Raw genomic sequence first — 13591 nt, 5'->3', positions numbered from 1 at the left:
GGACGCTCGGAGGCTACGCGCACGCGAGCGCCGCCGTCAGTAGAACGGGCGGACGGGGCAGGTCGGCGCCCGACGGTGGGGATGCTCGGAGCCGAGCGCGGGCATCGGCCGGGCATCCCGTGCCACGACGCGACGGCGCGGCACCCGCGCCGGGCGCCGCGCCGCGCGGTCATACGATCGATGACGGATCAGGAGGCGAACAGGCTCACACCGCCGGGGCCGACGAGCAGGCCGACGACGATGAGCACGATGCCCCACAGGATCTGCTTGCGGAGGATGGCGACGACGCCTGCGACGACGAGGACGACGGCGAGGATCCAGAGGAGTGTTGCCATGTGAGCATCTCGATTCTCGGTCGGTTCCGCGCCCGCACGGGGGTGTTCGGGTGGTCGGACCGGCCTGAGGCTGACAGTAGCGCCGCGCCCGGACGGCCGCTATGGGGTTGCGGGAGAGTGCCGTAAAGGGATAGGGCACGGTGCGGGCGGTGCCGGCGAGGCCACGCGCCGGCGCGAGGGCGCCCGATCAGCGCCGCTGCAGGCTGAGCCAGCGCTCCTCGATCGAGAAGCCGAGGGCGCGCACCATGCCGAGGCTGCCGGAGTTCTGCGCCGCTCCCCCGGTGGCGAAGGTGCGCACGCCCTCCGCCGCGAGAGCGAGGATCCATGCGGCCACGACCGCCTTCGCGATGCCCTGCCCCCGGCTCTCGCGCGCCACCGAGACGAAGTCGTGGTCGCCGAGACGCTCGCCGTTCTCGTAGCTCTCGTGCCCGACCGACACGGCGAGGAGCCGGCCGTCCTCGGCACGGGCGCCGAACGCGCGCACCGAGCGCCGCGGCCACTCACGCACCTCGTCGAGGTCGGGAGCGCGGTGGGCCGTGGCGGGCGTGACCGGGTAGTCGGGAGAGGTCTGACGCTCGAGGGCGACGATGTCGTCGCCGTCGGCGGAGACCGGATCGAGCTCGAGGATGCGGACTGCGGCGGCCCGCGCTCCGCGGAGCGCCGAGGTGAGGCGCGCATGGCCCGCCGCCTCGCGGCCGGAGGCGAGCCGCAGCCGCGCCCCCCACGACTCGCCGACGACGACGAAGCCGGCCCGCAGCAGACCGGGCAGGTCGGGGTCGTCGTCTTGCAGCACGTGGGTTTCGAGGAGCACGTAATTGAGACTAGGTCGAACCGGCGACATCGGAGTAGACAGTCCCGTCCCGCGCGTCACGCGCCGTCATCCGACGCGTCGAGACGGAGGGGGCCGCGCACGACCGCGCCCGTCACCGGCCGCTCACCGTGAACGTGGCCGTATCGACGCTCGCCGCCGATCCGTCCTTCATGGAGATCTCCGTCACGACCAGCGTGTACTCGCCCGGGGGCCGCGCGCCCAGCTCGACGGTCCACGGCGAGCGCACGGGGCACGACTCGGCGCTCATACCCGAGCCCTGGTCGACGACCGTGCCGCTCGAGATGAGCTCCCAGGCGAACGTCGCCTCGAACACGCACGCGCGTCCCTGCGCGACGATCGCGCCGACGACCGTCTCGCCCTCGGCGGGCGAGTCGATCTGCACCGGGCTCAGCGTCTCGGCCTCCGAGCCGCGCACGAACTCGCCCCGGGCGTCGATGTGGCCGGCGAGCGTATCGACCGGTGCGCCGTCCACGGTGAACGACAGGGCGCGGATGCTCGGGTCGATGCCCGTGGCCGTCCAGACCAGCTGGTCGATCGCCACCTGCTCGGCCTCCGCGCCCACGCCGCTCAGCCGGGAGCCGAGATCGACGACGAGCACATCGCCCTCGACGCTCAGACCGTGCAGGGGCACGTCGTTCCACAGGTTGTCGTAGTCGGGATCCGCGCCCCGCACCTCGCCCTCGGTGATCGTGCGGATGACGCCCTCGAGCAGGGCGCCGTCGTACTCGATCGTGCGCACCTCCCCGATGAGGTCGATGGACGCGGGCTGGCTGATCGCGAAGAACAACTCGACCGAGGCCTCGTGGGCGGGCGGGGGCGATTCCGACGGCGAGGCGCTGGGGCTCGCACTGCTCGGGCCCGTGCCCGAGGGGCTGGGCCCGGCGGGCGTGACGGGCACCCCGCTGCACCCTGCCACGAGCGCCGTGGAGAGCAGCAGGCCGAGGGCGCACGCCGCCCCGCGGCGCCCCGTCGACTCACGCCCCATCGACCGTCGCCACGTCGCGGGGGTCATCGGCGCTCCAGTCGGTCGCGGGCGCACCGGCGGGGGCCGGTGACGGTCGTGATGAGGGACCTCCGTGCTCGCCAGGAGCCCGGAGGTCACGGCTCTCACGCTAGGCCGACGGCCGCGCGCAGCCGCAGGACCTTCGGCCCCCGGGCGCCTAGCGGCGCTGCGCGGGCGACACGGTCGGCCCGACGTTCTCGACGAGCCAGTCGTTCCAGATGCCGATCGTGCGCCAGCCCTCGCGGATGCGGTCGAGCGACTCGGGCCCGAACATCCAGGGCTCGATCGCGTGCACGCGCCGGATCGCCAGGTTGCGCAGGCGCAGGAGCGCGATCTTCGGGTGGTCGGCGGTGAAGCCGCGGGGGGCGGTGGTGAGGGCATCCTCGTCGAAGACCTCGAAGCCGGCCTCGCCGACCTCCTCGATCGTCGCCTCGAGATCGCCGACCAGGCGGTTGTCGTCGACGATCGCGCGGAACCGCTTCAGCTGATCGGTCGCCGGCCGGTGGTAGCCGCCCGCGAGCATGAGGCCGGTCTGCGAGAGCTGCAGGTACAGCGCGCTGCCATCGGCGGGCGTCGTCACGAGCCCGAGGTGATCCTTGTACGGCCGCTTATCGGCGCTGAACCGCACGTCGCGGTAGGGGCGGAAGATCTTGACGGGCCCGAACTCGGCCCCCAGCTGCTCGATGAGCGCGTCGGCCGGGGCGCGCACGGCCTCGTCGTAGCGCTGCTTGTTCGCGAGCCACCACTCCTTGGTGTTGTGCTGCTCGAGCTCGGCGTAGAAAGCCGGCGCGTCGGGGTCGAAGCCGGTGAAGGTCACAGGGGATGCTCGCTCTCGGTCGGCGCGACGGGCGAGGCCTCCCCCGCCGGGGTCTCGGTGTCGAGCGCGCCGGCGGCGGTCAGCAGCGCGAGCTGCTCGCGCTCGTGCAGGTAGTCGGCGAGGGGGCGCAGCGCGGAATCCGGGGCCGAGGGCATCCAGCGCACGAGCACGACGCCGTCGCGCAGCACGAGCGGGGCGACCTCGGCGCGCATCCGCTCGGGGTCGTCGAGGGGCAGGAGACGAGCATCCAGGTCGACGACGGCGCCCTCGTCGAAACCGGCGCTCAGCGCGGTCAGTCGCAGCGCGCGCCGCTGCTGGGCGCTCTCGGCCTGGTGGCCGGGCAGCTGCTGGCGGGTGGCGCGCACCGTCGTCGCGGGCGCCCAGGCGTCGCCCTCGCGGGTGGCGATGAGCACGCCGAGACGCCAGCCCTCCCCCGTGCGGCGCATCGTCGCCGAGCGCGGGATGACGCCGAGCACGCGCCGGGCCCCGACGGTGGTCGCGAGCTGGTCGGGCGCGATGCCGGCCGCCTCGAGCCGCGCGGCGGCGGCGGCGAGCGCCGCTCGGGCGTCGCGCAGGGCCTCGGCATCGGTCATGGCTCCATGGTGCCGCACGCGGGTGGGTGCGCGCTCAGGCGGCGCGACGGCTCGGGCCCGGTCAGCCGGGCGCCGTGCGCGGCGGCGCGTCGTCGGCCACGCGCATCCAGCGGGCGAGCAGCGCCTCGATCGCGGCCCGCTCCTCGGCGCTGAGGACGGAGAGCAGTCGGTGCTCGTTCTCGAGGTGGGCCTCGATGGCGCGATCGATGACGGAGCGGCCGGTCGCCGTGAGGGCCACGACGCGCTGACGGCGGTCGCCTTCGAGGATGCGGCGCTCGACGAGACCCGCCGATTCGAGTCGATCGAGCCGCTTGCTGAGTCCGCCGCTCGTGATCATCGTCGTCTCGGCGAGCTCCGACGGCGAGCGCTCGAAGGGGGTACCGGCGCGGCGCAGGGCGGCCAGCACGTCGAACTCGCCCGCGGAGAGCTCGAAGTCGTCGAACACGGCGGCGAGCTCCTCGGTGAGGTGCGCGGCGAGGCGATGCAGTCGCCCGATCACCCCCTGGGGCGAGACGTCGAGGTCGGGCCGCTCCCGCGCCCACTCGGCCTGGATGCGCGCGACGTGGTCGAGCGGCTGCCCCGAGGGCGCCGCCGCCGGTCCGCTGCCGTGTGCCATGCGGGAATACTATCTTCCGCGGAAGACTTTTATCTTCCATGGAAACTACCTGGCGCTGGATCCTCCTCGCGGCCATCGCCCCGATCGCGTGGGGCTCGACCTACGTCGTGACCGCCCAGCTGCTGCCCGCCGACGCGCCGCTGTGGGGCTCCGTGCTGCGCGCCCTCCCCGCGGGGCTGGTGCTGCTGGCCCTGCCGACCGCCGACGGACGGCGGCTGCCCCGCGGCGCATGGTGGTGGCGCTCGGCCGTGCTCGGCGTGCTCACCGTGGGCGCCTTCTTCGTGCTCATCTACCTCGCCGCGCAACTGCTGCCCTCGAGCATCGCGTCGATGCTCATGGCGCTCTCGCCCGCCGCCATGATGCTGCTCGCGTGGCCGCTGCTGCGCGAGCGCCCGCACGTGCTGCCGCTCGCGGGCGCCGTGCTCGGCTTCATCGGGGTCGCCCTGATGCTCGCCACCGGCAGCGCCGCGGCGAACCCGCTCGGAGTTCTCGCCTCGCTCGCGGCGATGGGCATGTCGGCGGTCGGTTTCGTGCTGACCAAGCGCTGGGCATCCGGCATCGCCCCCCGGTCGGTCACCGCCTGGCAGCTCACGGCGGGCGGGATCGCGATCATCCCGGTCGCCGTGCTCGTCGAGGGCGCGCCACCCGCGCTCACGACGACGCAGCTGCTCGGCTTCGGATACGTGACCTTCGTGGCGACCGCGCTGGCCTACGTCGCCTGGTTCACGGCCCTCCGACGACTCCCGGCCGGCGCCGTCGGACTCGTCGGCCTGCTCAACCCCGTCACGGGCGTCGGGCTCGGCGCCCTCATCGCGGGCGAATCCTTCACGGGCCTGCAGGTCGTCGGCATGGCCCTCGTCATCGCCGGGATCCTGCTCGGCCAGCCCCTCGCCCGACGAGGGCGGGGCGGGCGCCTGGCCCCCTGACGGTGGATGCCCGGCTAGACCCCGATGAGCCCGACGACGAGCCCGGCGAGCGTCAGCCCCACCACGTCGCCGGCGACCTCGATCGCCCACACCCGCAGGCCGTCGCCGCCGAAGAGCCGGTGCGACAGCGAGCTCGCCGCCACGAGGCCGATGCCGAGCAGCAGACCGCCGAGGGCGCCGCCGAGCGGGCCGACCGGCTCGCCCGTCGCCTCGACGACGAACCAGAGCACGATCGCGAGAGTCGCCACCTGCACGAGCGCGCCGAGCGCCGTCATGCCGAAGACGACCGCCATGCCGTTCGAGCCCTGGGGCTCGGCCGGGTCGAGGCCCTTCGCCCGCATCCACGCCGGGTAGAAGGTCTTCGGCCCGAACCAGATCGCGCCGGCGATGAAGTAGACGACGAAGCCGGCGAGCACGGCCAGCCAGTTGAGCTCGATGAGGAACATGGGGCGAACCTAGTGCTGCGCGAGAGCGCGGGGTAGTGGACTCAGCGGGTCTCGGACGAGGTGGTGCGCACGAGATCCAGCAGGGCGGCGACGGTGCGCGCATTGCGGGCGGTGGCGACGACGCCGAGCCGCCGCTCGAGGGTGGTGCCGAGTCGGGAGCCGCGGGAGGACTCGGCGAAACGCATCCACGCCCCGCCCTCGACGGCGACGATCTCGTCACCGCCCCAGTCAGCACTGACCACCGCCTGCACGGCGGTCGGGGCCGCTCCGTCGAAGATCGACGCGTGCACCAGCAGCGGGTCGGCGTCGGGCCACGGGTTCGCCGCATGCAGCGCCTCGAGCTGACCGAGCGTGCGCACGATCACGGCGATCTCGAGTCCCGTCTGTTCGCGGATGCTGCTCGCGACCACCCCGCCGAGCGAGGCCGCGTCGGCCGACGCCACCGCGAGGTTGCCCGACTGCAGGTGGTGGCGAACGGGCACCCCTAGCTCGGCCTCGAGGCTCGCCGCGAGCGCCCTCTGCGGAACCGCATTGCGCCCGCCGACGTTGACGGCGCGCAGCAGGGCGAGGCAGGGTTCAGGGGCGGGCACCCCGGCACGCTACCGCGCCCCGTGCGCGACGGAGGGAGAACGGTGCGATTCATGATCTCGGTCGTCGACGACCGCGCGAACTCGGGCACCCCCGAGGAGATGGCGGCGATCGACGCCTTCAACGACCGCCTGATGGATGCCGGGCACTGGGTGCTCGCGGGCGGGCTCGCCTCCCCCGACCGCTCCCTCGTCATCGACGGGCGCGCCGGAACCGAGCACCCCGGCCCGCTCGTCGAGTCGCCGGAGTGGGTCTCGGGCTTCTGGGTCATCGAGGCGCCGGATCGCCCCGCGGCCGTCGAGCTCGCGCACGCGGGGTCGCGCGCCTGCGGGCGCCGGGTCGAGCTGCGCGAGTTCCTCTAGCCGCCCGCGGGCGCTCCGGTGGGCGCGGCTCAGGCGGGGTCGACCCGCCAGCGCATGAGTACGCTGCCCGAGCCCTCCCACGTCTGCGTCTCGAGCAGCTTGAGCGCCACCGGCGGCCGCGAGTCGAACAGCGGCACGCCCGAGCCGGCGATGAGCGGGAAGGTGGCGAGGTGCAGCTCGTCGACGAGGCCGGCGTGCATGAGGTCGTTCCAGAGCAGCCGGCCGAGCACGATGAGGATGCCGCGGCCGGGGCCCTGCTTGAGACGGGCGACCTCGTCGCGGGCATGCCGAACCGGCACGATGCGGCAGTTCTCGTACGGTTCGAGGTCGCCCTCGGTGATCGTGTCGGAGACGATCACCTTCTCGACGTGCGCGAACAGGGCGGCGTACTCGCGCCGGATCGCCGTCGACGCGGGGTCGTCGGGCACGGTCGCCCAGTATCCGAGGTTGCCGAGCGCCGAGCGGCGGCCGGAGAGCAGCACGGTGTCGGAGGCCCGCAGCAGCGCCGTCGTGTGGTGGTCGAAATCGTCGCTGCCGCGGTAGTCGGGGTGCTGGTGCTCGAAGAGGGAGGCGATGTCGTGGTCGTCGTCCTCGTAGCGACCGTCGACGGTGACGAAGTTGCAGACGGTCAGGGTGCGCATGCGGGCCAGGGTAGACGCTTGCCGAAAGGCCAGCCAGAAGACCCTGCCAGATTTGGTCCCACTTCTTCAGGAAAGGCACCCCATCGAAGTCGCGCAGGCGAGCCATGGCAATACGACGTCGACTTTCGGATCGTAGCTCTTAAATGCCGGCCAAGTACGTGAGCGAAGGAAGATCTGGGGCGCGCGTTGCCCGACCTCGTTCCAGACCAAGATGAGTCAACTCATCGCGGGCGTTTTGCACCTAAGACACCACGAAAACCACCTCGCACAATGGAGCAAAGACCCTTCTCATTGGCTGACGATCGCACCCAGGAACAGCAGGCACCGCACCCCCGCATGTGAAGCTAACGGGCTCTCGAGCTTTGCGATAGATCCGATCTAATCGCCGACGAAGCGTCTACTCGACAGGATCTCGCGAATCGCGAGCCTATGACCTTCACCAACTTGCTCCAAATCAACTTCATCAACCTGCCCCCAGCCAACAGCCTGACGAATAATAGAGTGCACCACATCTCGGTCGGTCTCAGCGAACATCTCACCGAGCGCGTGACCCGATTCCCACGCAACATTAGCCATTCGAGCGATAAGCGTGAACGCCACTAGGAAATCATCGTCCCACTCCCCCGGATCGCGAGCAGGACTCCAGTCGCCATCGGGTTCATGGAAGACGAAGGCTGCTCGGACTTCCGATGCGCCGACCCCCGCCGGCAGATTACCCGCTAGCAGATCCGTGACCAGTCGGGCACCAATAGTTTGAAGAATCTTGTAACTACTGTCACTGTCAATAGCCGACCTCAAGTCCTTTCCAAGAAAACTGGGTCCACAGACCTCGATGTCAGACGCGCGTACCATTTCTTGCTCCAGCAACACGGCATGCCAAGGGACTTTCGCCACAGCGTCCTGTAACGCAATTGCTCCCTGCTGCGCATACATCCAGTAGACGATCCAACTACGATCCTGATCGTCGATAGAGTCCTCTTCGATGTCAATTTGGACAGGAATTGACGGAAGTTCCGCACGCTCAAAAACGAGCAAAGCGAGAAGGGCACTTGCAACAAATCGATCGTCGCGATGACGGCATAAATCGGTGAGTGTTTGTTGAACAGTCTTCCAAACAAAACTATGCAGGTGACACGCTTCTGCAAGATCGACAAACACTTGATCAGCAGTTGATGTCGGAATCTTTATTTGATCGCGCTCGTTTGATTTACGCCGAGAAGACGGAATTCGACCAAGGCTTGACTCGTAGTCGAGAAGCGACTGCGCCCGAAGGTCGGACTCTTCTCTCGAGAATGCCGTTGTGCTATTCATCTCTGGCATTATTATCGACCGTGCTACAAACTCAACTAGACCGGTGCAAATGTTGTGTATTGACTTCACAGGGAGGCTGAGGATCTCGACCAGCGAAATGGCCAACCGCCACAACGCCAGCGCGTCCAGATCGCACGATGATCGCGCGTTTTGCATAAGAGCGTCCAGAAAGCGCACACCACCGCCGTCCCGATAGTCCTGGACGACCGAGACAGCTACTTGTGTCACAGACCACCCATTCAAGTGGATCAGCCGCGGTCGTAAGTTCTCAAACAGATCCTCGGGTGCATCCACCCTCCGCACTTCGAACACAGCAGCAAAGAATTCTAGAAACGACTGGTGAACGAACCCATATCGCCTGCGCCCGTCGGCGTCAGTCGACACGACAGTTATGATCCACGCGCGGCCAGACCACAAACGAACCGTCATGCGCGCGCGCTTGGACGCCTCATCGTGGTCTGGTGCTCCGTTCTTGAGGAATGCGTTACGGATTTCACGGTGCAGGTGCGCCTCAGGGATTCCTGCACTTTGATACTCCTCGCTCATCAGGACCGCATGGGCGACCTGATACAGCACGGGGCGGACATCTTTCGCCCACGCATAATGATCGTCGATCCCTCGCATTGTGTTCCACTGCTGATAGATGAGGTCAGCGCAACGTTCGTATAACTGGTGCAACGTCCGAGGCATGTCACCGCGTGCGTAATAAACGCTGCATAAGAGGCTCAACATCAATGGATTGGCCCTCAGGTCGGGCGCATACTTTGCACTCTCGCGAAGGAAACCGACTGAACGACTCTCGCCCTCACCTTCGGGACTCTTCAGTCCAAACCAACGTTCCGCGTACTCTTTCACCTGATTTTCAGCCAGCTCACGAACTCCAAAATGGGCCCACTCATTTTCATCCAATGGGGCCAGGTCGTAACCCGTGTAACGGCTTGTAACCACAATCGATGTTGACGGGAAGAGTTGCGCAAATGCAAGAACCGCGTCTCGCACCTCAGCTCGAGTCCCTGCGTTGAGCACTTCGTCTAAACCGTCAAAGAAAACAACGGTTCCTCCCGTAGCAAGCATGTACTCGAGCCAGCTTTTCGGGGGGGCTTGCTGCGTCAAAAGTCCCGACTGGGCGGAGATGTGATCTAATATCGCGCTTGGATTCAGCACTTGTTGAGCTGAATACTTGCGCAATTCGACTACAATCGGAATTATGAGCGAATCTGGCCAGGCAGCAATTTGAGAGGCAAGCTTTCTCACCGTTGTTGATTTACCACTTCCAGCCGGACCCTGGATAACCGCGCGAGCGGATTCTTTGATAACTTGCGCAGGTGTTACCTTGTGCGATCCTTCAATCCATTGTGTCGCCGCCAGAAGATCCGGTTCGACGTAAAGATCTTCAAGGCGCTCCTCGGTTCCTCCGTCTATATGCTGGAGTTGTATGCGAGCATACTTGCGAGCCATCGCGCCGCGGTGGATTTGTGAATATGCCTGAATATCCGAAAGGCTTGGGTTTCCAATATTGGTCATGAATCGAGCACGCGCTTCACGAGCTCCGAAGAGTTGGATACCTGAGAGCAGCGTGTGTTGTTCGGCTCGCATGATTGAGTCGTACATGACGCCGGTTTTGTTGGACGCGCCAATCAATTCAACTACAGCCTCTGCCGAGATACGGGCTGCTGTCGATGCCAATTCGCATTCGAGTGAAAAAATGGCGGCGATCTCCTGAATGGCATACTCAACATACTCGCTTGTATCGGCCGCCTGCACCATCATCTGAAGGTAGCCGATAGTGGGAGTTTTGATTATGTAGTCTGCGACTTTTACGGCTTCTGAATCCGATACGCCGCGCACCTGCAACTCAGCTTGTAGGCTGTAGTTGAGTTTATGACCCTCGAGCTCGACCGCATCCACGTCTGTTGTTTCTTTGCTCCGTGTGAACTTGCCCGCAACCCAACGGGTGGCGTCAGCTCCCACATTGCCAACATAGGAAACGAACAGATTGACGAGGTTGGGGTCTAAATCCATTATGCCCTCTCGAATTCTCGGTAGTTCAATAGATGTTCCCAGTGGATGCTGCAGGCGCCGTCTTAGTGTGCAACGCGATCTTGATGAGGATCGCATGGGCCGCGCCTCATGTCTAGGGCTCTAGTGGATATGTTTGTCGATGCGAGCTACTTGCACCGATCCTCCCGATCTGCCCGCTCCCCAAAACTCTCAGTTGCGGCGCCTCATGACTCACTAGCCTTGATTGGTGGTTCACAACGTATGGGGAATTAGTGGGCCAGCTGGAGCTTTGTAGAAAAACGGGTGGCAGCGTTGCACGCATCAGGTCGGGCCTGATCGCTTCCGCGTCGATCTAATAGTGCAGTCCCGTATTCTTCGATCGGTCTATCTCGACCGAACCCTTCGCTTTCGACTGTTTAGCGCATCAACACTGAGCGGGAATCGGCACGACTTGCGTCGAGGAACAGAACGTCCCTTCATTGTGCCGTCATCAGGAAGCTCTTTGGCCTTCTTCGTTCTCTGTTATTCGATCATGAGGTCGCGGCTGCGTCAGCGGTGTCTTGGCGGGGGACTGTCGAATGGCTGAAGCCGGGCGTCCAAATTCTCAGAGAGGATCTTCCTCGGCGGGCCTCAAGACGTTGAGCTTTGCTGATTTCTTGGACGCACTACCCAGAGATGTGCTGAACGATCGATGATCATGTCAATCGAAGGACCGCAATTTTGAGATTGAATGGCAAATGCTCCGTAGACGCTTACTCTGAGCTTCATGCGTCGTCTCACCGCCCGTCTCTTCTGGGCCGTCAGCCGCTGGCGCCTCGCCACCGAGCCGGCGCCCGACCGTCCCACCCTGCTGATCGGCGCCCCGCACACCTCCAACTGGGATTTCGTCTTCATGCTCGCCATCACGTGGCAGCTCGGCATCCCCATCCACTGGCTGGGCAAGACGAGCCTCTTCCGCGGCTGGCGGGGCGCCATCATGAGCCGCCTCGGCGGCATCCCCGTGAATCGGGATGCTCCGCAGAAGGTCGTCGCCGACGTGGTCGCCCGCATGCGCGCCGGTGAGGTCTTCAGCCTCGTCGTCACCCCCGACGGCACCCGCTCGGGCCACACCCACTGGAAGTCGGGCTTCTACCGGATCGCCCGCGAGACGGGTATGCCGGTGACGCTGGGGTACGTGGATCGCACGACCATGACGACGGGGCTCGGGCCGACGTTCGAGCTCACCGGCGATGTGTCGGCGGACATGGACCGCATTCGCGCCTTCTACGCCGACAAGGCGGGAGCGCGGCCCGAGTACCGGGTCGAGCCGCGGCTGCGCGAGGAGCTCCCATCTGTATGACCGACTGACACGCCCAGCGACAGCCACGGAGTTGGTGGCGAGCCGAAGCCTGATGCCAGCCGGACTATCGACCGGGGAGCGACGCTACCGGAGCCGCGATTCGCTTCTCGGCTCGCGTTTGCCGCCGAGGTTCTCCGATCGACGCAAATGCAGGTTTCCGTGACTCCATCATCGAAAAGCATGATCCGACAGCGCGCACAGAGTGTCATCTTGATCGACGAGAGCTTCGGTAGGGCCTCACTGGATGGGGGCACGGTCCGACGAATCCCCGAAGGGACTGCCCTGCTCACGATGGTGGCGGAGCCCGCTTGCTACTGGAGACTTGCAGAACGCGCCCATCCTGCAGCGCCGATCGACTGCGAGGGTGTCGTCATCGCTTGGGGAAGCTGCGTCCAGAGCATGCGGCAGCATCACTGGTGAATTAGTGCCTCCCGATCGAGAATCCACCAACTCGCTCCCAGGCGGGCGGTGATGCTTTGTACGGCGGCAAATTGACCTACTGAGTTCACCATGCCAGGTGCGACACCTTCTCGAAGGAGCTCTCTGCGCCACTCATCGACGACTCGGCGAAGGTGCGGTTCCCGCGTCATGGCCGCCCCCGCCAGTACCTCCACGTGGCTCTTGATGGCGTCCACTGTGGCGACTTCGGATCGCGCTCCGAGCGGCTGCGGCTTCTCGTAGTCGTCTGGTTCTCGAAAAAGATCGGACAATCGATCAAAACGATGCTCTTCCCCGGTTGGGTTTGGCCTCCCTGCTGCACCCGCGGAGACGTAGGTCCAAGCCGAATGGCCCGCCATCGTGGTGGGCGCAACGTGGCCCGAGGAAACGATGACTTTCCCGTCCCATCGCGCAACGTCCATCGCAGCATTCGTCGAGAATGCGGGTGATGCATAGCGCACGATCGCCTCGCCCGCGGTGTTCGTCTCTAAGCGTTTCAGAGTTCGCTGCTGCGCGGCGTCGACCTTGAATCGGAAGTAGGGGGTTCCCCACAACTTCCACTGCTTACCGGCGTGACTCCGGATGAACTCGGGTCGCTTGAACTGCACCAGGAAGCTGATTGGGTTGCTCGGCAGTTGCCGTGACGTAGGTCGTCGTCCAGATGGCGCGATCCAGTGGTCGGGCAGTAGCACCAACCCCTTTGGCCGAGACGCACCCAAGACTCGCCAGAGCGGATGAGAGGCGTCGGGGTCGGCAGCCGCATCAAACCCCACCAGATGCTCAAGAACCTGGCCCGGGGCCCACGGCGTCACGCCGCCACCTCGGCTCAGCTCAATGTCGTAAGCGATCTCATAAGTCTTCTCTTCGAACTCAGCGAACACCATCCGACGAGTCTGCCGCGGGAAAGGCGGATGCGCACCAGCGCTGTCCATTCGCCCAAACGGCCGTGCTGAAGTCGGACCTTCCGTCAGACCGACCTGGCGCTTTTTGTGTCGGTCCGTATTCGTAGCGTCGAGTCTGCTGAGCGGAGCATTGACCGCCGGGAGTTCCTTCTTGTCGCCCGCAAGCCTTATGCCGAACCGGTTCACGGGCCAACGCAACGAAGGACGACGATCCAACGCGAACTCCGACGATCGGAACATGCTGCGAACATCGCGATCACTCGATGCGAACTACTTCGTCTCTTGGTGATGCCAATCAGCTAGCGCACAAACTCCCGCGGCAAGCCGCCCGCTTCAACCGGCTAGGCCAGCTCACGCGGTCGGCTCGACTCGAGCTAAACCTCGCACCCTGCAAGGATTCGCTTCGCCGACGTTCGGCTCGTCGGGCACTAGCCCAGGATC

The 13591-nt window shown here is 66.0% G+C and carries 14 protein-coding genes; 3 read left to right on the top strand and 11 right to left on the bottom strand.

The annotated features are described in order from the left end of the window. Nucleotides 1–188: 188 nt before the first annotated feature. The 6 genes from OVN18_RS08575 to OVN18_RS08550 form a co-directional block, all read right to left on the bottom strand. The gene (locus tag OVN18_RS08575; protein WP_267780303.1) at nt 189–335 is read right to left on the bottom strand and encodes a GPGG-motif small membrane protein; all 147 of its coding nucleotides are present in this window, start codon (nt 333–335) and stop codon (nt 189–191) included. A gap of 187 nt (nt 336–522) precedes the next feature. Beyond that, nucleotides 523–1146 (bottom strand): GNAT family N-acetyltransferase, encoded by a 624-nt coding sequence (locus OVN18_RS08570; protein WP_267780301.1) that lies wholly within the window; start codon nt 1144–1146, stop codon nt 523–525. 112 nt (nt 1147–1258) lie between these two features. Next, a complete protein-coding gene (locus OVN18_RS08565) occupies nt 1259–2179 on the bottom strand; it encodes a Gmad2 immunoglobulin-like domain-containing protein (protein ID WP_267780299.1) in 921 nt (306 codons plus the stop codon). Nucleotides 2180–2327: 148 nt separating this feature from the next. After that, complete coding sequence (locus OVN18_RS08560) at nt 2328–2987, bottom strand: DUF2461 domain-containing protein (RefSeq protein ID WP_267780298.1); 660 nt, start codon at nt 2985–2987, stop codon at nt 2328–2330. Then, nucleotides 2984–3580: a hypothetical protein gene (locus tag OVN18_RS08555; protein WP_267780297.1), complete on the bottom strand. Its 597-nt coding sequence runs from the start codon at nt 3578–3580 to the stop codon at nt 2984–2986. Before OVN18_RS08555 ends, OVN18_RS08560 begins: the two co-directional genes overlap by 4 nt. A 61-nt stretch (nt 3581–3641) precedes the next feature. Continuing rightward, nucleotides 3642–4196 (bottom strand): MarR family winged helix-turn-helix transcriptional regulator, encoded by a 555-nt coding sequence (locus OVN18_RS08550; protein WP_267780296.1) that lies wholly within the window; start codon nt 4194–4196, stop codon nt 3642–3644. Nucleotides 4197–4234: 38 nt separating this feature from the next. On the opposite strand from OVN18_RS08550, the gene OVN18_RS08545 reads away from it, so the two are divergent. Beyond that, entirely contained in the window at nt 4235–5122 is an 888-nt protein-coding gene (locus OVN18_RS08545; protein WP_267780295.1) for a DMT family transporter, read from the top strand. A 14-nt stretch (nt 5123–5136) separates the two neighbouring features. Here the strand turns inward: OVN18_RS08545 and OVN18_RS08540 are convergent, their stop codons facing one another. Then, on the bottom strand, nt 5137–5568 hold the full coding sequence (locus OVN18_RS08540) for a DUF1761 domain-containing protein (RefSeq protein ID WP_267780294.1): 432 nt from the start codon (nt 5566–5568) through the stop codon (nt 5137–5139). Between the two features lie 41 nt (nt 5569–5609). After that, nucleotides 5610–6158 carry a DUF1697 domain-containing protein gene (locus tag OVN18_RS08535; protein ID WP_267780293.1) on the bottom strand — a complete coding sequence of 183 codons (549 nt, stop codon included), beginning with the start codon at nt 6156–6158 and terminating at the stop codon, nt 5610–5612. Between the two features lie 51 nt (nt 6159–6209). Between OVN18_RS08535 and OVN18_RS08530 the strand changes: the two genes are divergently transcribed. Beyond that, nucleotides 6210–6518, top strand: coding sequence for a YciI family protein (locus tag OVN18_RS08530; protein WP_267780292.1), 309 nt, complete (start codon nt 6210–6212; stop codon nt 6516–6518). A gap of 29 nt (nt 6519–6547) precedes the next feature. On the opposite strand, the gene OVN18_RS08525 is transcribed toward OVN18_RS08530, so the two are convergent. Beyond that, entirely contained in the window at nt 6548–7159 is a 612-nt protein-coding gene (locus OVN18_RS08525) for a dihydrofolate reductase family protein (protein WP_267780290.1), read from the bottom strand. Nucleotides 7160–7537: 378 nt separating this feature from the next. Next, the gene (locus tag OVN18_RS08520; protein WP_267780289.1) at nt 7538–10492 is read right to left on the bottom strand and encodes an NACHT domain-containing protein; all 2955 of its coding nucleotides are present in this window, start codon (nt 10490–10492) and stop codon (nt 7538–7540) included. A gap of 745 nt (nt 10493–11237) precedes the next feature. Between OVN18_RS08520 and OVN18_RS08515 the strand changes: the two genes are divergently transcribed. Next, on the top strand, nt 11238–11810 hold the full coding sequence (locus OVN18_RS08515; protein ID WP_267780287.1) for a 1-acyl-sn-glycerol-3-phosphate acyltransferase: 573 nt from the start codon (nt 11238–11240) through the stop codon (nt 11808–11810). A gap of 410 nt (nt 11811–12220) precedes the next feature. Here the strand turns inward: OVN18_RS08515 and OVN18_RS08510 are convergent, their stop codons facing one another. Then, on the bottom strand, nt 12221–13132 hold the full coding sequence (locus tag OVN18_RS08510; protein WP_267780286.1) for a hypothetical protein: 912 nt from the start codon (nt 13130–13132) through the stop codon (nt 12221–12223). Between the last annotated feature and the right edge of the window lie 459 nt (nt 13133–13591).

This window comes from Microcella daejeonensis, assembly GCF_026625045.1.
Classification (GTDB): domain Bacteria; phylum Actinomycetota; class Actinomycetes; order Actinomycetales; family Microbacteriaceae; genus Microcella; species Microcella daejeonensis.
The sequence above is the reverse complement of the archived record's forward strand: the minus strand, read 5'-3'. Positions and strand labels throughout refer to the sequence as shown.